The organism is Actinokineospora globicatena (assembly GCF_024171945.1).
Classification (GTDB): domain Bacteria; phylum Actinomycetota; class Actinomycetes; order Mycobacteriales; family Pseudonocardiaceae; genus Actinokineospora; species Actinokineospora globicatena.
In genome coordinates this window covers 269,092-291,339 of sequence record NZ_JAMTCR010000003.1, presented here as the reverse complement: position 1 = coordinate 291,339, position 22,248 = coordinate 269,092, and the positions used below count along the sequence as shown (strand labels likewise).

The window sequence follows — 22,248 nt, the reverse complement described above, 5'->3', positions numbered from 1 at the left end:
GTCATCCCGCCCCCGCTCCTGGCTCGACGCGGGGGGCCGGGCCGAACGCGGTGTCCAGCTCGGCGGCCAACCGGTCCAGGTCACCGCGGTGCCCGTGCGCGGCGACGTGGCCGTCAGGGCGCACGAGGACATACCCGGTGCGCCCGCAGGCAAACCCGCGCCTGTCCTCGACCAGCCGGGTGGCCACCCTCGGCCTGCTCGCGACCAGCTGGTCGACCACCGCGAGCCAGGTGCGGTCACCCGGCCTCGCGTTCAGCAGCAGCACCCAGGCGTGCGGGTCCGCCGCCTCGCCGCCGATCCCGGTGGACAGGGCGAACCCGCGCGGCAGCACACCACCGACGCGCACCGCGCCCGGCTTGTGCTCGCGGGCCCGGCACAGCGCGAACCCGGACGGGCGCTGGGTCCGGCGGACCGGGTGGTAGGCGATCCGGCGGCCAGCCATGACCGGCGCGTAGTACCGGGACACGGCCCCGCTGCGCTCGCCGAAGCGGAACAGCGAGTCGCGCACCGCGGTCGCGGCGGGGGTGTTCACGACCCACGCCCTGGTCTGCAGGTCGGTGTCGCGCAGGATGCGCGCGGTCACCTCGCGGCGCTCGTGGTCGTAGCTGTCGAGCAGGGAGGGCGGTGAGTCGCCGCGCAGCACCGCCGCCAGCTTCCAGGCCAGGTTGTGCGCGTCCTGCAGGCCGTTGTTCATGCCCTGCCCGCCCGCCGGGCTGTGCACGTGGGCGGCGTCGCCGACCAGGAACACCCGGTTGCGGTGGAAGGACGTGGCGACCCGGGCGTGCACGCGGAACACCGCCTGCCACACCGCCTCGCGCAACACGACCCCGGCCGGGCCCCGGTCGTCGATGATGGCCTGCATCATCGGGACCGTGACACCGGCCTGGCCCGGTGGCATGATCGACAGGAACCGGAAGACCCCGCCCGGCAGGGGCACGATCACCAGGGCACCGTTGGCACCCTGGTAGAACAGCGTCTCGTCGGGCGGCAGCGCACCGTCGATCCGGCCGTCCACCAGCGCGAACGCCATCTCGTATGTGCTGCCCTCGAAGCCGACGCCGAGCTGGCCGCGCACCGCGCTGCCCGCGCCGTCCGCACCGACCACATAGGACGCTTGGGCGCGCTCGACGGCGCCGTCCTCGCGCAGCAGCAAGGCGGTGACCCGCTCCGGCGGCGCACCGCCGCCCGCGCCGTCGACGCCGTCGAGGGCCAGCAGCCGCACACCACGCTCGACCTTGCCGCCCAACGCGTGCAGCCGCTCGGTCAGCAGCCGCTCGGTGACGTGCTGGGGCAGGGTGTTGCAGCGCACGTCCGGCCCCAGTTCGAAGCGGGCCAGCGGGGCGCGGTCGGCGAAGTAGCTCAGCGCGGTGATCGGCACCGACTCGCGGTCCACCGACTCGCCCAGGCCGAGGTCGGTCAGGATGTCCAACGCGCGCGGCCACACCGACAGCGCCTTGGGGGTGGTGGACGGCTCAGCCGCCCGGTCGACCACGCGGACCCGCGCGCCGCGGCGCAGCAACTCGCACGCGGTCAGCAGGCCGCTGGGGCCCGCGCCGACCACCAGGACATCGACGTCACCGTCGGCGGCGGCCCGCTCGTCAGAGGTTTGCGCGGCGCTCATGCCGATCCCGCCATCTGCTCGTGCAGCCTGCGGATGAGCTCGACGCGGCGGATCTTCGCGGTGGCGGTGCGCGGCAGGTCACCGAGCCGCCAGGACACCGGGTCGGTCATCGGCGGCAGGTCGGCCACGGCGGTGCGCCAGCGGTCCAGGTCGAGCGGGCGGTCTTGGCGGGTGCACACGACCGGCACCGGCTCCTTGGCCGGGCCCGGCACCAGCACGAACTCAGTGAGTTCGTCGAGCCTGCTCAGCACCGCGTCCTCGACCTCGAGCGTGCTGTCGATCCCCGGGATCGTGTCGACCTCGCGGTCGAGCAGGTGCAGGCAGCCCCACTTCGTGCGGTAGCCGACGTCGCCGCCCCGCCACCACGGGCCGAGCGCCTGCTTGTCGAAGCGCTCCTGCTCGCCGTAGTAGGTCAGCGCGCGCCCGGAGGTCTGCACGTCGATGTAGCCGGGCGAGGTCCTGCTCGGGCGCTTGCCGTCGCGGCTGACCAGCCGGTAGGTCGTCATGCCCGGCGTCGGGTAGCCCTGGCAGCGGCCGTCGGCCTTGAGCGCGTTGCGCTTGCGGTAGGTGCGCGCGGTCAGCGGACCGCACTCGCTCTGCCCGTACACCTGCAGGAACACCGGGCTGCGCCGCCGGGAGGCGTGCAGCAGCTTGTGCATGGTGCTGGGGTGGATGGCGTCGAACGTGCTGTTGAAGAACTTCACCGTGGCCAGCGGGGCGCGCGGGTCGTCGGCGAGCGCCTCCCACTCCAGGAACTGGTTCGGGTGGGTCTCCAGCACCCCGGGCCGGTGCTTGAGCAGCACGTCGGCGACCTTCTCCGGCGCGGGGTCGTCGATGAACACCGCGGGCAGGCCGCGCATCTGCAGCACCGCCAGGCCGAGGTACATCCGGGAGTGCACGTAGGACACGTGCATCGCGACGGTCTGCGGGCCGCGGATGAACCGCACGACCATGGTCTGCCAGCGGTAGCGCGACCCCAGCGAGCGCGCGGAGTGCACGACCAGCTTCGGCACGCCGGTGGTGCCGGAGGTGTGCGTCATCAGCGCGGGCTCGTCCGGGCCCAGCACGACCGGGGCGCGGCGCGGCGACCCGGCGAGGTCGGCCAGGGTGATCGCGCCCGGCCGCGGCGCGGTGACGGACACGACCCGCTCGGTCAGCTCGGCGAACGCGAGCCCGGCCAGCTCGCCGTCGAGCTTCGCGGCGTCGGTGAGCAGCGTGGGCCGGTCCAGCCTGGCCAGCAGGGTCGCGACGGTCTCGCCGTCGAGGTGCGGGGACAGCATCACCGGCACCGCGCCGACCCGCGCGACGGCGCAGGCGAGCAGGCAGATGTCGAAGTTGGCACTCTTGTGGATCACGACCCGCTCGGCCGGGCGCACCCCGGCGGCGTGCAGGCGGGCGGCGATGTCGTCGACGTGGTCGGCGAACTCGGCGGTGGTGAACCGCCTGCCGACCTCCGGCAGGACGTCGAGGTCGTGGTCGAGCGTGGTCGGCGTGCCGCCGTGCTTGACCGCGGCCCGCTCGGAGATGAGTCCGATGTAGAGCGGCGTCTTGTTCTTCCGGATCAGCAGCATGGTTATCCTTCACGGGTCAGACGGTGAAGACTTGGCCTCTACCAGTAGCTTCGCACCGTGTCGGACTGTCTTCCACGTGCTGCCTGCGACTCTGTCACGTCGTGTCGGGATCTCGCGCGAGCGCGCCGGAACCCCATCACTCCACTATGGACGAATGATCGACCGCCGCCGCGCGCCGGGGAACGCGCCGCAGTGGCGACCCCGGCGGGCGGCGGCTCCGCTCACTCGGTCGAGTCTGCCGCCAACCCCACCCGCAGCGCCGAGGCGATCTGCAGGACGCGCCGGGTCTGGAACCCGATCGCGGCGACGTTGTCCTCGGTGACGTTGCCCGCGAGCCCACCGGGGACGGCCTGCAGCCCGGAGGTCGCGCTGACGCCGTAGGGGTTGCCGTTGCTCGGGGCGAGCATGATGTCCTCGATGACGCCGGGCGCCACGATGACCGCGCCCCAGTGGTAGAACACGGTGTTGAGCGACAGGATCGTGCTCTCCTGGCCGCCGTGCGCGCTGCCGGTCGAGGTGAACGAGGACATCACCTTGTTCACCAGGCCGCGGCGCGCGTGCAGCTCGAAGGTCTGGTCGATGAAGTGCTTGAGCGGACCGGCGATCAGGCCGTAGCGGCCCGGGCTGCCCCACAGCACGGCGTCGGCCCAGTCCAGGTCGTCGATGGTCGCCTCGGCCACGTCGCGGGACGCGCCGACGTGCTCGACGTTGGCCTCGGCCCACGCCGCGAAGTTGGGCGCGAGCGGCTTGTCGGTGATCTCGGCGGCCCGGCGCAACCGCACCTCGGCGCCCGCGGCCTCGCCCGCGGCGGCCGCGGCGACGGCGAGCTTGTGGATGTTGCCGGTCGCCGAGTAGTAGACGACGGCGAGTTTGGTCATGGTGGTTCGCTCCCCTGGTCTGGCTGCTCGCACGCGGGTCTGGCACGTCCGCCCGCGTCGCGTAGCTCCTCGTGATCCATCCTGACCCCGGCCCCGGCGCTGGGCAAACCGCGCCCGGGAGTCTGTCAACTCGCGACCGTTCTGACGGACTGCCCAGCAGGTCCTGTCCTGGGCGGCACCGGGTCACCGACGCTGGGTGAGTCCCCCACCACCCCGGCGCGCCAACGGTCGCGGCCAGGGCCAAGCACCGACCAAGGGAGCGCTCGAGCCATGGTCAACCTCGCCGTCGTCTACTACTCGTCCACCGGCGCGACGTACGCGCTCGCCGCCGCGTCCGCCGCGGCGGCGGAGAAGCTCGGCGCCGAAGTGCGGCTGCGCCGCGTCGCCGAGCTCGACCCGGGCGCCGCGGCGGCCAGCCGGTCGGGCTCCTCGCAGCACCGCACGGCCACCGAGCACGTCCCCGTCGCCGAGGCGGCGGACCTGGACTGGGCCGACGCGATCCTGATCGGCAGCCCGGTCCACTTCGGACTCGCCGCGCCCGCGGTGATGCAGTTCATCAACACCACCTCCGCGCTGTCGGTGGCGGGCAAGCTGTCCACCAAGGTCGTGTCGGCGTTCGCGACCGCGTCCGCGCCGCACGGCGGCCAGGTCAGCACGATCCTCGCGCTGCACAACGCGATCTGCCACTGGGGCTCGATCATCATCGCCACCGGGTCGACCGCGGGGGTGCTGTTCAAGCCGCACAACGGGAACCCGTACGGGGCCAGCTCGACCGGGGCCGTCCACGAGGAGAACCTCGAGGCCATCGAGTTCCAGACCGAGCGGACCATCGCCGTCGCCGCCGCCGTGCTGCGCGGTGGGCTGGAACCCGTCGTCGCAGCTGCTGCCACCACCGCTGACGAGACCACTGTCGACACCACTGCTGGGACACCGGCTGAGACCGCGTAGGAGCGATCATGACAGTGCACGAACCCCACCTCCGGCCTGAGCACACCGCACCCGAGGGGGTCGAGGACCCCGCCGAGCTGCCCGAGGCCTTCGCCCGCGCGTTCAACGCGGGCGACCTCACCGCCGTGGACCGCCTCTTCGAGCCGGGCGCGGTGCGCGTGCTGCGCCCCGGCGAGGTCGTCGTCGGCGACGACAGGCGCGCGGCCACCGCGAGCTTCCTCGCCCTGGGCATCCCGATCCGGCTCAGCCCCCGGCACACCTACGTCCACGACGACTTGGCGCTGATCATCGGCGACTACCGCATCGTCGGCACCACCCCTGACGGCAAGGCCGTGCACCACGAGGGCAGCGCGACCGACGTGGCCCGCCGCGGCCCCGACGGGCGGTGGCGCTACGCCATCGACAACCCGCCCGGCGTCGACCGCGCCTGACCCGACTCCCCTCCCCGTCCCGGTCCCCGCCCAGGAGACACCGCCATGCGCGCTGCCTACATCGACTCCCTCGGCCCCGCAGCGGTCATCCGCTGCGGCGACCTGCCCGCCCCGACGCCCGGACCGGGCGAGGTGCTGGTCGCGGTCACCCACTCCGCCGTCAACCACGTCGACACCTTCGTCCGCTCCGGGGCCTGGTCCACCCCGGTGCCGTTCCCGTTCGTCATCGGCCGCGACCTGGTCGGCTCGGTGGCCGCCGTCGGCCACGGCGTCGCGGGCCTGGCGCCGGGCGACCGGGTCTGGTGCAACAGCCTCGGCCACGACGGCAGGCAGGGCGCGGCCGCCGAGTTCGCCTCGGTCGCCGCGGACCGGCTCTACCCGCTGCCCGACGGGGTCGACCCGGTCGACGCCGTCGCGGTCGCGCACTCCGCCGCCACCGCCCACCTGGCCCTGTTCACCCACGGCCGGACCCGCGCGGGCGACACGGTCGTCGTCGTCGGCGCGGGCGGCTGCGTCGGCTCCGCCGCGGTCGTCATGGCCGCCGAGGCGGGCGCCCGGGTGATCGCCGTCGCTGGCGCCGCCGACGCCGAGCACTGCCGCGAGCTCGGTGCCGCCGTCACGCTGGACTACCGCGCCGACGACCTGCCCACCCAAATCGCCGTGGCCAGCCCCGGTGGCGTCGACGTCCATGTCGACGCCGCCGGGCGCAACGACCTGGAGTCCGCCGTCTCGCTGCTCGCCAAGCGCGGCAGGCTCGTCGTGCTCGCCGGCATGGCCGCGCGCCCGGTGCTGCCGGTCGGCGCGCTGTACCTCAAGGACTGCTCGGTCGTCGGCTTCGCCATCTCGCAGGCGAGCACCGCCGAACTCGCCGAGGCCGCCGTCCGGGTCAACCGGCTGCTCGCGGCCGGGCTGCTGCGCCCGCGCCGGGTGCACGGGCTGGCCCTGGGCGAGGCCGCAGAGGCGCACCGCGCGGTGGAGCGCGGCGGCGCGGGCGGCACGAAGGTCGTGCTCGCCGTCACGAGCTGACCACCCCGTGCCGGCTGTTCCCACGCTCGTTCCCCACCAACGATTCCCCATCCCATCCCACCGGCGACTTCGCCGACCGCACCGGAAGGAACCCCCATGTCCTCGATCGTCGACACCTCCCCCCTGTTCGACCTGCGCTCCGACATCGTCGTGGCGGCCACCCCCGACAGCGTCTACGCCGTCGTGAGCGACCTGTCGCGCAGCGGCGAGTGGAGCCCGGAGTGCCAGGGCGGGGAGTGGATCTCCGGTGAGCCCGCCACCGTCGGCGCGGTGTTCCGCGGCGAGAACCTGCGCCAGGAGGACGTCGTCTCCTGGGCCCCGCTGGTGCGCGGCACCTGGTACACCGAGTGCCGCGTGGTGGCCGCCGAGCCCGGTCGCACCTTCCGCTGGATGATGCTCTCGCACGCCAGCGAGGACCAGGAGAGCGTCTGGGGCTTCGACGTTCGTCCCGCCGAGGGCGGCGGCACCGTGCTCACCCACCACTTCCGCATGGGCCTGGCCACCGCGGGCATCCACAAGATCGTCGCCGACCTGGACGAGCCCGCCAGGGTCCGGTTCATCGAGGAGTGGACCAGCAAGCTCGCCCAGGACCTCGCCGACACCCTCAAGCTCATCAGGGACGTCATCGAGACCGCCGCCTGAGCCGTCCCGCACGCCAAGTCACGGAAAGAGAAGGCGAGCACCATGCTGTTACAACGCATCGCGAACCGCGGTATCCGCCTCGGGACGCTGTTCGACCGCGCCGCCCGCAGGCACCCCGGCAGCCCGGTCATCACCGACCACACCCTCGACGTCGCCCCGGAGCTGGGGACGCGGTTCACCGTCACCGAGGTGGCCGAGCTCGTCGCCGACCTGGCCTCGCGGCTGTGGGCGGCGCGGGTCCGGCCGGGCGACCACGTGGTCGTCTACAAGTCCGACGGGTTCGACATCAGCCTGCTGGCGTGCGCGATCGCCCGCACCGGCGCCATCCCGGTGCTGCTCTCGCCCAAGCTCGACGGCGCGACGGTGGGGGTGCTGCTGCGCCGGGTCGACCGCCCGTACCTGGTCACCGACCAGGCCAAGCTGGACACCGAGCTCGGCGACGTCGCCTTCGCGGACACCACCGCGGTCCTGCTCGCCTCCGGTGAGCACCCCTCGGCGACCACCCTGGCCTCCCTCGCCGGGTCGCCGAGGGTGGCCGCAGTGTCCATGCCGCCCTCGCACCCGACGCTGATCACGCACACCTCGGGCACCACCGGCGTGCCCAAGTTGGCAGTCCACACGGGACACACGATGCAGTCGCGTTACCGGCCGCAGGCGAGCGTGGTGTCGCTGGTGGGCAAGCGGGAGCCGATCGCGGTGCACGTGTCGTTCGTGCACTCGCGCATGTTTACCGCCATGCCGATCTCGGTGCTGCAGGGCCACCCGCTCGTCGTGCTGCGCGACGACGACCCGGCCGTGGTCGCCGAGCTGTTCCTGCGGGTCCCGCCCGGCCTGATCGAGGCGCACCCCAACACGTTCCTGCGCTGGGAGGTGCTCGCCGAGGACCCGCGCGGACCGCTCGCGGGCGTCAAGTACTTCAGCAGCACCTTCGACGCGATCCACCCGCGCACCGTGCACCGGCTGCTGGGCGCCTCCCGGCGCAAGGGCGCGCTGTTCGCCCAGGCCTACGGGCAGAGCGAGGTCGGCCCGATCGCCGCGCGCACCTACGGCCGCAAGCGCGGCACCGAGGCCGACGGCCGCTGCGTCGGCAGGCCGTTCCCCGGCATGACCGGGGTCCGGGTGGTCAGCCGCGACGGCAAGCCGCCGACCAAGGACTCCCCCGGGTTCATCGAGGTGCGCAGCGACGGCCGCGTCGTCACCTACCTCGGCGAGCACCAGCGCTGGGCCAAGCAGGTCTCCGACGGCTGGTGGCGGATGGGCGACCTGGGCTACCGCACGAAGTGGGGCTGCCTGCACCTGCTCGACCGCGAGGTCGACGCCATCGCGGGCATCGGCAGCACGCTGGAGATCGAGGACAAGCTCTTCGCCCGGCTGCCCGACCTGGTCGAGGTGATCATCGTGCCGGACGCCGACGGCAAGGCCGTCCCGGTCGTGTGCACCCGCGACAACAAGGTGCTCGACCAAGAGCAGTGGCGCGCCGCGGTCGCCACCCTGCCCCCGCTGCGGCCGCCGGTGCAGTGGCGGCTGGAGGACCTGCCGCAGACCGCCACCACCAAGATCAAGCGGCTCGAGCTCGGCAGGCTGCTGACCAGCCCGCGGGACCTGTGACACCCGAGAGGGGGAAAGGGAAATCCGATGAGCGATGACACCTTCGAGGTCTGCGTCGTCGGGGCTGGTCCCCGCGGCCTGTCCGTCCTCGAGCGCATCTGCGCCCGCGAGCGCTCGGCGCCGACGCACGCCACCGTGACCGTCCACGTCGTCGACCCGTCCGCGCCGGGCTCGGGCACGGTGTGGCGCACCGACCAGTCGCGGCACCTGCTGATGAACACCGTCGCCGCGCAGATCACCGTGTACACCGACGACAGCGCGCGGATCGCCGGTCCGGTCGAGAACGGCCCCACCCTCTACGAGTGGGCGCGCACGCTGGCCGACGCACCGCCGGACAAGTACCCGCGAGCGACCTTCGACGAGGCGGCCGCGCTGGGTGAGAACACCTACCCGACGCGCGCGTTCTACGGCCAGTACCTGCTCGACTGCTTCGAGCGGATCGTCGCCTCCGCGCCCGCGCACGTCTCGGTGCGGGTGCACCGCTCGCGGGCGGTCGCGCTCGCCGACACCCACGGCGTGCCCGGCGGCCCGCAGGGTGTGCGGCTGGCCGACGGCACCCGGCTCAACCGGCTCGACGCCGTCGTGCTCGCCCAGGGCCACGTGCCCGCCCGGCTGACCCCCCGGGAGGCCCGCACCGCGAGCCTCGCCCGCATCCACCACCTCACCTACGTCACCCCGGCCAACCCGGCCGACCTGGACCTGAGCATCATCGGCGCGGGCGCCCCCGTCCTGCTGCGCGGGTTGGGGCTGAACTTCTTCGACCACATGGCGCTGTTCTCGTCAGGCCGGGGCGGGCGGTTCGAGCGGGTCGACGGGAAGCTCCGGTACCGCCCCTCCGGCGCCGAGCCCCAGCTCTACGCCTTCTCCCGCCGCGGCGTGCCGTACCACTCCCGCGGTGAGAACGAGAAGGGCGCGCACGGCAGGTACTTCGCGAGGCTGCTGACCGCCGAGCACATCGCCGCGCTGCGCGAGCGCACCCGGCACGAGGGCGGGATCAGCTTCGGCAAGGACCTGTGGCCGCTGATCCGCCGCGAGGTGGAGAGCGTCTACTACGGCGCGCTGCTGCGGCGCACCGGGCACGGCGCGGTGAGCGAGGAGTTCGTCGACCGCTACCTGCACCGCCCCGAGTCCGATGAGGACGGTCTGGACCTGTTGGCGGAGTACGGGATCCCCGATTCCGACCACTGGTCGTGGCAGCGGCTGTCGAACCCGACGGCGGGCCGGGAGTTCGCCTGCCGCGACGAGTTCCGCTCGTGGCTGGTCGACTACCTCAACGCCGACGTCGCACACGCCAAGCAGGGCAACGTGAGCGGCCCGGTGAAGGCCGCCCTGGACGTGCTGCGCGACCTGCGCAACGAACTGCGCCTGGCGGTCGACCACGGCGGCCTCGACGGCGACTCGCACCGCGACGACCTGGAGGGCTGGTACACCCCGCTCAACGCGTTCCTGTCCATCGGCCCGCCCGCCTCCCGGCTGGAGGAGATGGTGGCGCTGATAGAGGCCGGGGTGCTCGAGATCCTCGGCCCCGGCACCCAGGTCCGCATCGACATCGCCGACCCGGCGTTCGTCGCGCACTCCACCCAGGTGCCCGGCGAGCCCATCCGGGCGGGCGCGCTGATCGAGGCCCGGCTCGCCGAGCCGGACCTGCGGCGCACCGAGGACCCGCTGCTGCGGCACCTGCTCGACACCGACCAGTGCCTGCCCTACCGCGTCTCCGGCGCAGGCGGCTCGGAGTACCAGACCGGCGGCCTGGCCGTCACCGAGCGCCCCTACCGCCTGCTCGACGCCCGCGGCGCCGCCCACCCCCGGCGGTTCGCCTACGGGGTGCCCACCGAGTCGGTCCACTGGGTCACCGCGGCGGGCATCCGCCCCGGCGTCGACTCGGTGACCCTCGGCGACTCCGACGCCATCGCGGGCGCGCTGCTGGACCTGCCCCCGGTGGCCCACGTGCCCGCCGAGGTGCGGACGCCGGTCGAACCCGAGGAACTGATCGGCGTGATCGTGTGAGCTGACCCGCCCGCCGCGGTCCGATGAGGAGGAACCCGACATGACCCTGCTGGAGGAGATGACCCGAGTGGTGCTGGCGACGCCGTCCCCCACGGCCACCCCAGCCCAGATCGCCGCCTGGTACACGAGCAAGGCCGACCTGCTCGACCGCATCGCCCGAGAGGAGGGAACGCGCTCACCCGAGGCGCACGACATGGCCACCACCGCCAGAGCCCACGCCAGACAACTCCAGGCCGCACTGCGGTGACCCACCCCCGCCCCCCCACAAAGGGCCGCCGACACCCGTCGGCGGCCCTTGTCGTGTAGCCCCTCTGGCGCTCTCAGACCGGATACCAGCCCGAGGACGGATGACGCGGCCCTAGTCGATCCAGGGGGTTGGTCGGTGCTCCACATCAGTCGGGCAGACCAGGATGTTCAGCGCACCGTCCCGGCCGAACTGCCAGCCCACGCCGGTCTCGTCGGTCTCGCATGTGCAGCCGTCGCTGCTTTCTCGGGTGTGGAGGGACAGCAGCAGGACCGAGTCCACTCCGCAGTCCAGGCAGGGGAACGTCGTGGGGCCGGTCTGCCACCAGGGGATCCAGCCACCGATCTTCGAGCCGTCGGCCAGGTCCGGCCAGTCGTCACCGGGCTGGAACCCCAGCTCCTTCGCGTCATAGGAGTGGGGGTACTCCGTGACCTGGCACGGCCGCAGTGCACACGCGTGATCGGGTACGGCTTCCTCGTCGAGCAGCACGGGTTTGGGCTGATCGAGGTCAGGACCGCTCAGGGCCGTCGAATCCCGCCACACCAGGCGGATCGCCATGGGCTCGTAGTTGTGGTTGTGGTGACCGTCGTCGACGACCGGGCACCAGAACACCTGTAGCAGGTCGCGGCCCGCTGGGAATGGCAGCATCGGGAAATCCCGGCGGTGGAACTGCGCGGCCCCGAGCAGCGCCTGTCCGAGCGAGCCGTCTTCCAGCGTATCCACGCAGTACGGCCAAGGCTCATCGACGGGCCAGCGCATCGGGCCGCCGATGTGGCTGTCCGCCGAGGTGGGCGCACCGGCCCGCGGGTGCAACCGGGTGGCGGTGCGGGCGTGGGACTCGATCCCGGGAACAAGCGGTGTGGACACAGCGGCATCGTAGTGCCCACAGGTGCCCGCTCACACCGAGGTCGCGCTGAAGCTGCCGCGCCAGGCCAGGAATCGCGTGCCCGGCACCACTGCCGCAGCAGCCCACCCGGGGGGAACTCCTGGTGCACGCGCGAAACGGCTCCGGTGCGACCGCTGTGGCGATCGCACCGGAGCCGTGGGTGTGGCCGGGAGGGGAGGCCGGTCACACCGCGGCGGCCACCTCCAGTTCCTCGCGCGCCACCGGGGCGGAGGGCTTGGGGCGGGCGAAGTTCAGCGCGACGAACACCGTGACCACGATGCCCGCGGCGGCGACCAGCATGGCCGTGGTGAGACCGGACACCGTGGCGGCGGCCGGGGACTCGCCGGTGGCACCGTCGGTGACGGAGTTGGCGATGGCGACCAGGATGGCGAGGCCGAGTGCGCCGCCGACCTGCTGGCTGGTGGAGGCCATGCCGGAGCCGACGCCCTGCTCGGCCGGGTCGATGCCCGAGGTGGCGGCGCCGAACATCAGGGTGTAGCCGGTGCCCTGGCCGAGACCCAGGATCAGCATGCCGGGCACGAGGGCCAGGTACGTGCCGTCCGGGGAGATCGACAGGGCGGTGATGAGGGTGCCGACCGCGCCGACGACGAGGCTGCCGACCATGACGGCCCGCATCCCGAAGCGGGTGGCGAGGTTGCCGCCGACCATGGCGCCGGTGAAGATGGCGACCATCGGGACGAGGTAGGCCAGGCCGGTCTCCAGCGCGTTGTAGCCCCGCACGCCCTGGAAGTAGACGGTCAGGAAGTACAGCAGGGTGCCCATGGTCGCCATGTAGAGGAACGTGACGGCCATGCCGGTGCCCAGGTTGCGGTTGCGGAACAGCCGCAGCGGCATCAGCGGGTCGCTGCTGTTCTTCTCGATGAGCAGGAAGCTGATCAGGAGCACGATCCCGACCACGGCGCTGATGACGACCACCGGGGACAGCCAACCGGACTCCGGGCCCTGCACCAGGGCGACGACGACCGCGGTGGTGCCGATGGTCGAGGTGAGCGCGCCGAGCAGGTCGAACTTGCGCTTGGCCGCGGCGACGACGTCCGGGGCGATGAGCACGAACGCCAGGCCCAGCGCCAGGGCGGCGAGCGGGACGTTGACGAAGAAGACCGCTTCCCAGCCGAAGGACTGGGTGAGCACGCCGCCGAGCAGCGAGCCAAGGATCATGCCGCTGCCGCCCGCGGCGCCCCACACGGAGAAGGCGCGGTTGCGCTCGGGGCCCTCGGCGAAGCTGGTGCTGACCAGCGTCAGCGTCGCCGGGAACAGGAACGCGCCGCCGACGCCCTGCAGTGCGCGGGCCGCGATGAGCAGCTGCGGGTTCGGGGCGAGACCGCCCAGCAGCGAGGAGGCGCCGTAGAGGGCCAGGCCGAGGACGAACATCCGGCGCGGGCCGAACAGGTCGCAGGCCCGACCGCCCAGCAGCAGGAACCCGCCGAAGGCCACCGCGTAGGCGCTGATGACCCACTGCAGGGTCTGCTGGGAGAAGCCCAGCTCGGTGCCGATCTGCGGCAGCGCGACGTAGACGATGTTGTAGTCGATGGAGATGATGAGCTGGGCGAAGGCCAACAGGGCCAAGGTGAGGCCCACGCGGCGCTTCGGGGCGCGCTCGGGGGCGCCCACAGCCGAGGACGTCATGGTGGAAACCTTTCTGGTTCGCGGTGGGTGGACGGGTACCGGCTCCAGCCCTGCGGGCGCCGATGGTGTTCTGGTGTCCCGTGCGGACTGTCCTGTCTGGACCTACCAGGACCGTCCTGCGTGGACTGAGGGTTCGGGGGCCGGGGTCACTCGACCCGCACGCCGGTGGTCACGCCCCCCTCCGGCTCGGCGGGGAGCTTGTCGAGCCCGAAGCCGAAGTGCTCCTTGTAGGCCTGCAGCACCGCCTCGTCGTCGGCCAGGCGCACCTGCTCGCGCACCCCGTCGACCACGGTGGAGAGCAGGTCGCCCTTCAGCGTGACCATGCCGGTCTCGGTGCGGATCGAGCAGAACAGCGCCTGCAGGAACGAGGACTCCGGCGCGGTGCGGTACCACCACAGGGTGGGGGCGAAGTCGGCGATCTCCACCGGGTTCGGCACGACCTGGTAGAGGGGCTTGCCGTTGTAGAACAGGTCGATGGCGCCGTTGTCGCTGTCGGCGATCCGGTAGCGGCCGTGCGGGTCGTCGTGCTCGTCGCGGGAGGCCAGCGCGAGCGGGAACCGGCTGTTGCGGCCGAACCCGGTGTCCACCAACCAGTCCTCGCCGTCGGCGCGCACCCGCAGCGCCAGGTGGCCCTGCAGCGGGCCGAGGCCGTCGGGGCGGTGCACCCGGCCGGGCAGGATGTCCACGTGGTAGCCGAGGCTGCGCAGTAAGAACGCGAGCGCCGGGTTGACCTCGAAGCAGCCACCGCCGCGGTGCGCGCGGACGATCTTGTCCAGGACGCGCTCGTCCATGTAGATCTCTTCGCCGAGGTGGTAGTCGAGGTTCTCGAACGGCACCGACAGCACCTGCCGCTCTTGGAGGTGGCGCAGGCCTGCCAGGTCGGGGGCGCCGGGCCTGGTGGCGCCGATGCGGTCCAGGTAGGCGGTCACCAGCTGGTCGTCGAGCATCTCGATGTCCTCTCCGATGGGGTGCGCGGTGCCGGGTGAACGGTGTGTGTGGCGTGAAACGGTGTGGGTGGCCAACGGTGTGCGGGTCGGTCACCAGCGGAGCAGGCCGAGCCCCAGTGCCATGCCGCCGCCGAAACCGGCGAGCAGCACCGCGTCGCCCTCGGCGACCAGGCCTGAGCGGGCCGCGTGGTCGAGGGTGATCGGCACCGAGGCGGAGCCGGTGTTGCCGAAGTCGGTGTAGGTGGTGCGGGTGCGCTCCCACGGCAGGCCCGTGGCGGCGGCCAGCTCGCGCAGCATCCGGCCGTTGGCCTGGTGCGGCACGAAGTGGTCGACGTCGGCCACGGTGAGCTCGGCGGCGCGCAGGAAGTCCCGCAGCGCGCCGGGGACCTGCTCGGTGACGAACTCGCGCACGCCCCGGCCGTTCATGGTGAAGTACTGCAGGCCGTCGGCCAGGGTGCGCTCGGACGCGGGGAACCGGCTGCCGCCGCCGGGGACCTCGATCAGGTCCCGGTCGGCGGAGAAGCCCGCCAGCCTGCCCGCGAGCAGGCCGCGCCCGGCCGGGACCGGCCCGAGGACGACCGCGCCCGCCCCGTCGCCGAAGAGCACCGCGGTGCGCCGGTCGGCGGGGTTGAGGATGCGGGAGTAGATGTCGGCGCCGATGACCAGGGCGTGGCCCGCGCCCCCGGTGCCGCGCAGCAGTCCCTCGGCGGTGACGAGGGCGAACAGGAAGCCGCTGCACACGGCGTTGACGTCGAAGGCGGGGGTGCCGGGGCGCAGGTTGAGGCCGTCGGCGACGACGGCCGCGGTCGCGGGCTGGGGCGAGTCGGGGGTGGAGGTCGCGAGCACGAGCAGCGACACGTCGGCGGACCCGAGACCCGCGTCCGCCAGCGCGGCGCGGGCGGCGACCACCGCCAGGTCCGAGGTGGCCTCGTCGGGCTTGGCGCGGCGGCGGGTGCGGATGTCGGTCTTGGCCCGCACCCAGTCGCCGGTGACGCCCGCGGGCTCGCCGACCTCGTCGTTGGTGACCACGTGCGCGGGCAGACAAGATCCGGTGCCGAGCACGCCGACACCACCCACCAGCCTCCCGCTCCCGCTGGTCCCAATGGTGATCATCTCATTCCTCCCATCCCGGTGGCGATCGGTCTGCCGGTCTCGTGAAAGAACCCGCTCACGCTGTTGAGAAGATCGTGACGCAGTCGACGAAAGGGACCAAGGCGGTCGGAATACCTTGTCAAGTGCGGGGCAGTTCGTCAGGTCCAGGCGCCCGGTTCCGCACACGCCGGTGGCCGGACCACCGTTCGCGGACGAGTCCGCGGTGGTCCGGCCACCGGCGCCGAACAGCAGGTCAGGAAACGAGTTCGGCCGCGGCACCCACGCGGTCGAGCACGCCGAGCACCAGTTCCGAGGTGATCCGGACGCCGTCGCGGGTCAGCACGGATTCGGCGTGGAATTGCGTCGAGGCGAAACTCGGTCCGACCATCGCGTACACCTCGCCGGTGAGCGGGTCGCGGCTCACCGAGACCGGCCCGATTCCGGGCACGAGGAACTCGTCGCTTTCACTGCGCGCGGCGAAGGTGTTGTAGAAACCGACCTGTTCGGTTCTGCCGAATAGGTCCACCTCCCGCCGCACGCCCTGGTTGGGCACGGTCCGCCTGCGCAGCGGCAGGCCGAGCGCGGTGGCCAGCACCTGGTGGCTCAGGCACACCGCCAGGAACGGGCGGCCGTGCTCGAGCAGCCACCGGACCGAGGACCGCAGCCGGGTGATCTTGGGGTGGCCGTGCTCGCGCGGGTCACCCGGGCCGGGGCCAAGCACCACCAGGTCGTGGCCGTCGAGGTCGAACGGCTCGTCGTGCCTGCGCACCAGCACGTCCATGCCCGTCGAGCGCAACTGGTGGGCGATCATCGAGGTGAACGTGTCCTCGGCGTCGACCACGAGAACCCGCCGCCCGGCCAGCCCGTCGCGCGGCCGGTCGGCGTCCTCGTCGCGGGCCAGCCAGTAGCCCGCGATCCCGGTGTTGCGGCCCGCCAGCGCCGCCCGAACCCTCGGGTGCTGGGCGAACAGCGACGGTGGGGCGTGGTCGAGCGCGGCGAGCAGGCCCGCCGCCTTGCCCCGGGTCTCGGCGGCCTCGGCCACCGGGTCGGAGTCGCGCACCAGCGTGGCGCCGACGCCGATGCGCACCAGCCCGGTCGGCCCGATCTCGGCCGTGCGGATCATGATCGCCGAGTCCATGCTGGTGCGACCGTCGGCGTCGGTGCCGATCAGCGCGACCACACCGCTGTAGTAGCCCCGTCCCTCCGGTTCGTACCTGCGGATCACCTTGCACGCGCTCTCCACCGGGCTGCCGGTGACGGTCGGCGCGAACAGGGTCATGGCCAGCACCTCGCGCGGGTCGCGGTCGCTGGAGCCCTCGATCAGGTACTCGGTGTGCGCGAGCCGGGCCATCTCCTTGAGGTGCGGCCCGACCACCCGCACGCGGTCGTGGCACACCCGCGACATCATCTTCAGTTCCTCGTCGACGGTCATGTACAGCTCGTCGATCTCCTTGGTGTCGGCCAGGAAGTCGAGCACGCCGCCCAGCGTCGGCCCGGCGGCCGGGTACCGGTAGGTGCCGCTGATCGGGTTCATGACCGCGGTGCCGCCGTGCAGGCTCACGTGCCGCTCCGGGCTGGCACCCACGAACACCCGGTCGCCGGTGTGCACCAGGAACGTCCAGTACGCCCCCTTCTCCCGCTCGACGAGCCTGCGGAAGAACGACAGCGCGGACCCCAGCCGGTAGCCCGCGATCTCGGCGACGTAGGTGCGCTTGATGACGAAGTTGGCGCCCTCGCCCTGCCCGATCTCGTCGGCCACGATCCGGCCGACGACCTCGGCGTAGGCGTCGTCGTCGAGGTCGAAGTGGCCGCCGACCAGAGCGACCGGGACCAGCGGGATCTCCGGGAGCACCTCGCTCAGCGACAGCGCGGCCTGCTCGCGCACCGTGAGCGCGATCAGCGGCGCCCCGTCGTCGGCGCAGTCGTAGCCGCGCTCCGCCACCTGGCGGAAGGGGACCACGGTGAGCACGTCGTGCCAGGGCCCGACGTGCCCGTCCGGCCGTTCCCGCCGGGGTAACCGGCTCAGCGTGTCCGGAGTGGACACTTCTCCGGTGAGCACCTCGAGCACGTCGGCGCCCGCGTGCTCCGGGCGGTGCAGCAGGGCGAACGGGGGCGCGTCGCCGGTGGCCGAGAGACGCAGGAGTCGGTGGAGTGGGTGGCCGGTCACGGGAGGACCTCCTTCGTGGTCAGCACGACGGCGCAGCTGCTCGCGGCGTGCGCGAGGGCGCCGCGGTGGTGTTCGGCGGAGAAGTCGGCGACGGCGTCGGCGACCAGGAAGGCCTCGATGTCGTTGCTGTAGGCGTCGATCGCCGTCACCAGCACGCCCAGGTGCGCGTAGACCCCGCACAGGACGAGCTGGTCGCGCCCGTTGTCGCGCAACCGCTCGAGCAGGTCGGAGCGGAAGAAGGCGCTGTAGCGCCACTTCGTGGACAGCCAGTCGTCCGGCCGCGGCGCCAGCGGGTCGACGACCAGGCGGTCCTCGGGGTCCACCCGCATCCCCGGGCCCCAGATGTCGCGCTGGAGTCCGCGATCGGCCGGGGTCATGCCGCCGGGTTGGACGGTGTAGGCGACCGGCATCCCGAGGGCGTCGGCGCGGTCGCGCAGGGCGACCGCGTTGGCCACCAGTTCGGCGCGCGGCTGTTCGGGCAGGGGGGCCAGGAAGTAGCGCTGCATGTCGTGGACCAGCAGGACCGCGCGGTCCGGGTCCACCACCCAGGGGGCGGTGCTGGCGGGTACCTCTCCGGCTGTGGGCAGCGCGTAGCTCGGTATCGGGGGCAAACCCAGCTTCGGGGTCGGTGGCTTCACGGGGGTCGGGGTCAGGGGCGTGGGCAGGGTCGGTGGCACGGTCGATCTCCCTCGTGGGTCCGGTCGGTGGTCAGGCGCCCAACGTCGCGCCGCCGTCGACGGTCAGCTCGTGCAGGGTGATGTGCGACGCTTCCTCGGACAGCAGGAACAGCACGGCGGAGGCCACGTCGCGGGGGGTCGCCGTCTTGCCGAGCGGGATGCCCAGCCGGAAGGCTTCCGGGCTGCCCTTGAGCGTGTTCTCGCGGCCGGAGGCGTCGTGCCACATCGAGGTGAGCATCGGCGTCTCGGTGGACCCGGGGGCGACCAGGTTGCAGCGGATGCCGAACCGGGCGACCTCCAGGCCGAGGCTCTTGGTGAACATGCTCGCCGCGGCCTTGGACGCGGCGTAGGCGGCCATCGCCACCCTCGGGGTGTTGGCGGCGTTGGACGCCACCGTGACGATCGCCCCGGCGCGGCGTTGGCGCATCCGGGCCACGACCGCGCGGGACATCTTGAACACGCCGGTGGCGTTGACGGCGAAGGTGTCGGTCCAGTCCTGGTCGCCGAACGACCAGACCTCGCCCAGCCGCAGCACCCCCGCGCTGTTGACCAGGAAGTCCAGGTCACCCAGCTCGCGCTCGACCGCGTCGACCACCTGCTCGACCTCGATGCTCTCGGTCACGTCGGCGGCGTAGGGCCGCACCACCGCGCCGCGCGGTGTGCGCAGCACCAGGTCGTCCAATGTGGACTTGTCCCGGTCGACCGCGGCCACCAGCACGCCCCGCTCGGCCAGCTCGGCGACGATGGCCGCGCCGATCCCCCCTGCTGCCCCGGTCACCAGGGCGACTTTTCCCCTCATGGCACTACCTCCTCGGGTCGTGTGTGCGCGGGCGGCGGTCGCCACCCGGGCGTGCTCGACCGGTCAGCCCCGCCACGCCGAGGCCACGGTGGTGGCCTGGTCGGGGTTGAGCCTCGGGTCGCAGTGGCTCAGGTACTTGTCCGGCACGTGCGCGATCTGCGAGGCGTTCCGCACGCACTCGGTCACCTGGTCGGGAGTGGTCTCCAGGTGCAGGCCGCCCGCGATCCCCCCGCAGGCGCGCACCGCCGACTGGAACCGCTCGACCTCGGTGACGACGTCGTCGACGAAGCGGGTCTTGAGGCCGTCTGGCCCCGGGACCGTGTTGCCGTGCATCGGGTCGGTCAACCAGATCACCGGGTGCCCGGCCGAACGCGTCGCGCGCACCAGGCTGGGCAGCCGCTCGTCGACCAAGTCGGCGCCCATGCGGGCGATCAGGGTGAGCCTGCCCGGTTCGCGGTTCGGGTCGAGCTTCGCGCACAGCGCCAGCAGGTGCTCGACCTCCATGGTGGGCCCCACCTTGCAGGCGACCGGGTTGCTCACCTGGGCCAGCAGGGCGACGTGCGCGCCCTCCGGGTCCCTGGTGCGCTCGCCGATCCACGGCCAGTGCGTGGAGGCCAGCAGGTACCCGCCCGTGGAGTCCTCGCGCAGCAACGGGACCTCGTAGGCGAGCAGGAGCGCCTCGTGGCTGGTCCACACCGGGGCGCAGACCGCGGAGCGGGGCGAGTCGCCGGACCAGCCCAGGTGCCCCATGGCCTCGGCCGCCGCGTGGTAGGCCATCAGCAGCCGGTCCGGGTCGGGCCTGCGCGCGGTGAGGTCCGGGTCCGGCGAGTTGACGATGTGGCCCCGGAACACCGGCAGGTCCACCCCCCGGAACAGCTCGGTGGGCTTGGACCGCGGCTTGGCGAACTGCCCGGCGATGCGGCCGACCCGCAGCACCGGCCGGTGCGTGGACATCCGCACCCGCCCGGCCATCAGGTCGAGCACACCGACCTTGCGGGCGATGTCCCCGGCGTTGCACTCGGCCGGGTCCTCGGCGCAGTCGCCCGCCTGGACGACGTGCGCCTCCCCCTCGGCCACCCTGGCCAGCTCGCGGCGCAGGTCGCGCACATCGGACTCGGCGACCAGACCGGGCAGGGCGGCCAGTTCCCTGCCGACCTCGGCGAGCCGGTCGAGCGGCGCCCACTGCGGCTGCTGGGCAGCGGGCAGGCGCTCCACTGCGTGGATCCCGTTCATCGGTTCCTCCTGTCTGTGAGCGGTGGTGGTGCGCCGGCCGGGACACGCTCGGCCGGGGTCATGGCGGCGCGCGGTCGCGCGTGGTGCGGGGTGGGCCAGGGGGCCAGGCCGGGGCGGTCCCAGAAGCGCAGCCGCTCGGAGCGCTCGACCCGGCCGACGACGGCCAGGTCGGGACCGCCCAGGACGAGCGAGCCGTGGCCGTGCTCGTCGAGCGCGGGCCAGGCGGGGCCGTCCGCGCAGCTCGGGTGCCCGGTGGTGGCGAAGGAGGCGACCAACTGCCGCAGGGTCGTCCCGACGCGGCGTTCCAGCGGGCCGTCACCGAACATGTCGATGTTGGCGGGCGTGGCGTGCGTCCCGAACAGGAACTTGGAGGTGGCCTCGTGCGGGGCGCCGACCCCCGGGACCCGGGTCGGGTGCGTGAACTCCATGGCGTACAGCGGAGAACGGCCGATCCGCACGTGCCGCTCGGCGAGGCGCACGACGCGGTGGCGCAGCAGCGCGTCTCCGTACACTTCGGACCAGACGGTCGCCGGGTCGTGGGCGAACGCGCCCAGCGCGGCGGCGTCGCGGTAGACCTGCAGGCAGTCCTGCACGTCGTACTCCGACACGTCGTCGGCGAGCGCCCGCAGGATGTCGCGGACGACACCGCGCAACCGCAGGAAGGTGGCGGGCGGGGGCGTCGGGGTCAGCACGGACATCCCGGGGACGGTGAAGAACGTGCCCTCGTTGCGGGTGTGCACCGACATGACGGGCATGTCCGGCGGCGGCGAGTCGTGGTCGTAGCCGGGCATCGTGGTCCCGTCGAGCACGGGTCCGCGGAACTCGCGACCGCTGTGCGCGGGCCGGTTCTGCCCAAGTTCGTTCCACGCCGCCAACAGCACCGAGGCGGGCGCTTGGCGCAGACCGGGCACCGTTGTCCCCAACCGGTCCGCGAGGCGTTCGGCGGACGCACGGGCGTGCGGGGCGGTCATCGACAACTGCGGTGCCCGCACGTGCGCCGCGCTGATCTCCACCACCCGGCGCACCAACACCTTCGTCTGCGGGAGCAGGGCCAACTGGTGCGCACTCGCGCCGCCCGCGGAGGTGCCGACGAGCGTGACGTTCCCCGGGTCGCCGCCGAACGCGGGCGCGTTGTCGCGGACCCAGTGCAGCAGCGCCATCTGGTCCTGCAGGCCCCAGTTCGCGTGCAGCCCGGTGTCGACGTCGGCCAGCTCCTCGTGGAAGCCGAAACCGAAGGGGCCCAGGCGGTAGTTGAACGTCACCACCACGAGCCCGCCCTCGGCGGCCAGCAGCGCGCCGTCGTAGTTGGCCAGGCTGCCCGCGCCGACCTGCCACGCGCCGCCGTGCACGTACACCAGGACCGGCAGCGAGCCACCCTCGTCGGGCGTCCAGACGTTGGCGGACAACGCGTCCTCGGCGCTGCCCGGCACCCCGGGTTGGCAGAACTGGGCGCCGCGGGTGGTGGCGTCGCGCACGGCTGTCCAGGGTTGGGGCGGCCGGGGCGAGGCGAAGCGCAGCGGGCCGACCGGGGGTTGGGCGTAGGGGACACCGAGGAACTCGGTGACCCCGCCGAGACGGGTCCCCCGCACGGCACCCGCCGAGGTGCGGACGACGACGGGAGCGGCGGATGACGGCCCGGTGGTCGAGGCAGGTTTGGGCGAGAAGGCTGTGGCGGAAACAGCGGTGGGCGACGCGGAAGTGGGCACGACCGAATTCCTCCTGGGAGCGGGGAACCGAGTGGCGGTGTCCTTCACCCGGAAGGGGTGACAGTGGACTGGGTGCGTGCCTTGATCCTCGTCCCCGGGGCCCGACAAGATCGTCCAC

Annotated in this window: 19 protein-coding genes; 7 read left to right on the top strand and 12 right to left on the bottom strand. The window is 72.8% G+C overall.

Going from position 1 to position 22,248, the window contains the following annotated elements; all coding sequences use genetic code 11:
* Nucleotide 1: 1 nt before the first annotated feature.
* From LV79_RS14575 to LV79_RS14565, 3 genes are all read right to left on the bottom strand, one after another.
* A complete protein-coding gene (locus LV79_RS14575; RefSeq protein ID WP_253836639.1) occupies nt 2-1,621 on the bottom strand; it encodes an FAD-dependent monooxygenase in 1,620 nt (539 codons plus the stop codon).
* Nucleotides 1,618-3,192: a class I adenylate-forming enzyme family protein gene (locus LV79_RS14570; protein WP_253836637.1), complete on the bottom strand. Its 1,575-nt coding sequence runs from the start codon at nt 3,190-3,192 to the stop codon at nt 1,618-1,620. Before LV79_RS14570 ends, LV79_RS14575 begins: the two co-directional genes overlap by 4 nt.
* Before the next feature lie 221 nt (nt 3,193-3,413).
* Complete coding sequence (locus tag LV79_RS14565) at nt 3,414-4,070, bottom strand: NAD(P)H-dependent oxidoreductase (RefSeq protein ID WP_253836635.1); 657 nt, start codon at nt 4,068-4,070, stop codon at nt 3,414-3,416.
* A gap of 270 nt (nt 4,071-4,340) precedes the next feature.
* Here LV79_RS14565 and LV79_RS14560 point away from each other — a divergent pair, with 270 nt between their 5' ends.
* The 7 genes from LV79_RS14560 (at nt 4,341) to LV79_RS14530 (ending at nt 10,979) form a co-directional block, all read left to right on the top strand.
* On the top strand, nt 4,341-5,018 hold the full coding sequence (locus tag LV79_RS14560) for a flavodoxin family protein (RefSeq protein ID WP_253836633.1): 678 nt from the start codon (nt 4,341-4,343) through the stop codon (nt 5,016-5,018).
* Nucleotides 5,019-5,026: 8 nt separating this feature from the next.
* Nucleotides 5,027-5,449 carry a YybH family protein gene (locus LV79_RS14555; RefSeq protein WP_253836631.1) on the top strand — a complete coding sequence of 141 codons (423 nt, stop codon included), beginning with the start codon at nt 5,027-5,029 and terminating at the stop codon, nt 5,447-5,449.
* A gap of 45 nt (nt 5,450-5,494) precedes the next feature.
* Complete coding sequence (locus tag LV79_RS14550; protein ID WP_253836629.1) at nt 5,495-6,475, top strand: NADPH:quinone reductase; 981 nt, start codon at nt 5,495-5,497, stop codon at nt 6,473-6,475.
* 96 nt (nt 6,476-6,571) lie between these two features.
* Nucleotides 6,572-7,117 carry an SRPBCC family protein gene (locus tag LV79_RS14545; protein WP_253836627.1) on the top strand — a complete coding sequence of 182 codons (546 nt, stop codon included), beginning with the start codon at nt 6,572-6,574 and terminating at the stop codon, nt 7,115-7,117.
* Between the two features lie 42 nt (nt 7,118-7,159).
* A complete protein-coding gene (locus LV79_RS14540) occupies nt 7,160-8,725 on the top strand; it encodes a class I adenylate-forming enzyme family protein (protein ID WP_253836625.1) in 1,566 nt (521 codons plus the stop codon).
* A 27-nt stretch (nt 8,726-8,752) separates the two neighbouring features.
* Nucleotides 8,753-10,732: an FAD/NAD(P)-binding protein gene (locus LV79_RS14535; RefSeq protein ID WP_253836623.1), complete on the top strand. Its 1,980-nt coding sequence runs from the start codon at nt 8,753-8,755 to the stop codon at nt 10,730-10,732.
* A gap of 40 nt (nt 10,733-10,772) precedes the next feature.
* Nucleotides 10,773-10,979 carry a hypothetical protein gene (locus LV79_RS14530; protein ID WP_253836621.1) on the top strand — a complete coding sequence of 69 codons (207 nt, stop codon included), beginning with the start codon at nt 10,773-10,775 and terminating at the stop codon, nt 10,977-10,979.
* 111 nt (nt 10,980-11,090) lie between these two features.
* Here LV79_RS14530 and LV79_RS14525 read toward each other — a convergent pair whose 3' ends face one another.
* The 9 genes from LV79_RS14525 to LV79_RS14485 form a co-directional block, all read right to left on the bottom strand.
* Complete coding sequence (locus tag LV79_RS14525) at nt 11,091-11,843, bottom strand: YwqG family protein (RefSeq protein ID WP_253836619.1); 753 nt, start codon at nt 11,841-11,843, stop codon at nt 11,091-11,093.
* A gap of 202 nt (nt 11,844-12,045) precedes the next feature.
* A complete protein-coding gene (locus LV79_RS14520; RefSeq protein WP_253836616.1) occupies nt 12,046-13,509 on the bottom strand; it encodes an MFS transporter in 1,464 nt (487 codons plus the stop codon).
* A gap of 146 nt (nt 13,510-13,655) precedes the next feature.
* Nucleotides 13,656-14,456, bottom strand: a complete 801-nt coding sequence (locus tag LV79_RS14515; protein ID WP_253836607.1) for an arylamine N-acetyltransferase family protein — start codon at nt 14,454-14,456, stop codon at nt 13,656-13,658.
* 90 nt (nt 14,457-14,546) lie between these two features.
* Nucleotides 14,547-15,569, bottom strand: a complete 1,023-nt coding sequence (locus tag LV79_RS14510; RefSeq protein WP_253836605.1) for a 3-oxoacyl-ACP synthase III family protein — start codon at nt 15,567-15,569, stop codon at nt 14,547-14,549.
* 232 nt (nt 15,570-15,801) lie between these two features.
* On the bottom strand, nt 15,802-17,715 hold the full coding sequence (locus LV79_RS14505; RefSeq protein WP_253836603.1) for a chorismate-binding protein: 1,914 nt from the start codon (nt 17,713-17,715) through the stop codon (nt 15,802-15,804).
* The gene (locus tag LV79_RS14500) at nt 17,712-18,353 is read right to left on the bottom strand and encodes an isochorismatase family protein (RefSeq protein WP_253836601.1); all 642 of its coding nucleotides are present in this window, start codon (nt 18,351-18,353) and stop codon (nt 17,712-17,714) included. The genes LV79_RS14505 and LV79_RS14500 overlap by 4 nt, the downstream gene beginning before the upstream one ends.
* Nucleotides 18,354-18,423: 70 nt before the next feature.
* Complete coding sequence (locus tag LV79_RS14495) at nt 18,424-19,191, bottom strand: 2,3-dihydro-2,3-dihydroxybenzoate dehydrogenase (RefSeq protein WP_253836598.1); 768 nt, start codon at nt 19,189-19,191, stop codon at nt 18,424-18,426.
* A 63-nt stretch (nt 19,192-19,254) separates the two neighbouring features.
* Nucleotides 19,255-20,424, bottom strand: coding sequence for a 3-deoxy-7-phosphoheptulonate synthase (locus LV79_RS14490; RefSeq protein ID WP_253836596.1), 1,170 nt, complete (start codon nt 20,422-20,424; stop codon nt 19,255-19,257).
* Nucleotides 20,421-22,130 carry a carboxylesterase/lipase family protein gene (locus LV79_RS14485; protein ID WP_253836594.1) on the bottom strand — a complete coding sequence of 570 codons (1,710 nt, stop codon included), beginning with the start codon at nt 22,128-22,130 and terminating at the stop codon, nt 20,421-20,423. The genes LV79_RS14490 and LV79_RS14485 overlap by 4 nt, the downstream gene beginning before the upstream one ends.
* Between the last annotated feature and the right edge of the window lie 118 nt (nt 22,131-22,248).

Coding starts and splice junctions, on each gene's coding strand:
- LV79_RS14575 (WP_253836639.1), bottom strand. CDS start 1,621: ATGAGCGCCGCGCAAACCTCTGACGAGCGGGCCGCCGCCGACGGTGAC.
- LV79_RS14570 (WP_253836637.1), bottom strand. CDS start 3,192: ATGCTGCTGATCCGGAAGAACAAGACGCCGCTCTACATCGGACTCATC.
- LV79_RS14565 (WP_253836635.1), bottom strand. CDS start 4,070: ATGACCAAACTCGCCGTCGTCTACTACTCGGCGACCGGCAACATCCAC.
- LV79_RS14560 (WP_253836633.1), top strand. CDS start 4,341: ATGGTCAACCTCGCCGTCGTCTACTACTCGTCCACCGGCGCGACGTAC.
- LV79_RS14555 (WP_253836631.1), top strand. CDS start 5,027: ATGACAGTGCACGAACCCCACCTCCGGCCTGAGCACACCGCACCCGAG.
- LV79_RS14550 (WP_253836629.1), top strand. CDS start 5,495: ATGCGCGCTGCCTACATCGACTCCCTCGGCCCCGCAGCGGTCATCCGC.
- LV79_RS14545 (WP_253836627.1), top strand. CDS start 6,572: ATGTCCTCGATCGTCGACACCTCCCCCCTGTTCGACCTGCGCTCCGAC.
- LV79_RS14540 (WP_253836625.1), top strand. CDS start 7,160: ATGCTGTTACAACGCATCGCGAACCGCGGTATCCGCCTCGGGACGCTG.
- LV79_RS14535 (WP_253836623.1), top strand. CDS start 8,753: ATGAGCGATGACACCTTCGAGGTCTGCGTCGTCGGGGCTGGTCCCCGC.
- LV79_RS14530 (WP_253836621.1), top strand. CDS start 10,773: ATGACCCTGCTGGAGGAGATGACCCGAGTGGTGCTGGCGACGCCGTCC.
- LV79_RS14520 (WP_253836616.1), bottom strand. CDS start 13,509: ATGACGTCCTCGGCTGTGGGCGCCCCCGAGCGCGCCCCGAAGCGCCGC.
- LV79_RS14515 (WP_253836607.1), bottom strand. CDS start 14,456: ATGCTCGACGACCAGCTGGTGACCGCCTACCTGGACCGCATCGGCGCC.
- LV79_RS14510 (WP_253836605.1), bottom strand. CDS start 15,569: ATGATCACCATTGGGACCAGCGGGAGCGGGAGGCTGGTGGGTGGTGTC.
- LV79_RS14495 (WP_253836598.1), bottom strand. CDS start 19,191: ATGAGGGGAAAAGTCGCCCTGGTGACCGGGGCAGCAGGGGGGATCGGC.
- LV79_RS14490 (WP_253836596.1), bottom strand. CDS start 20,424: ATGAACGGGATCCACGCAGTGGAGCGCCTGCCCGCTGCCCAGCAGCCG.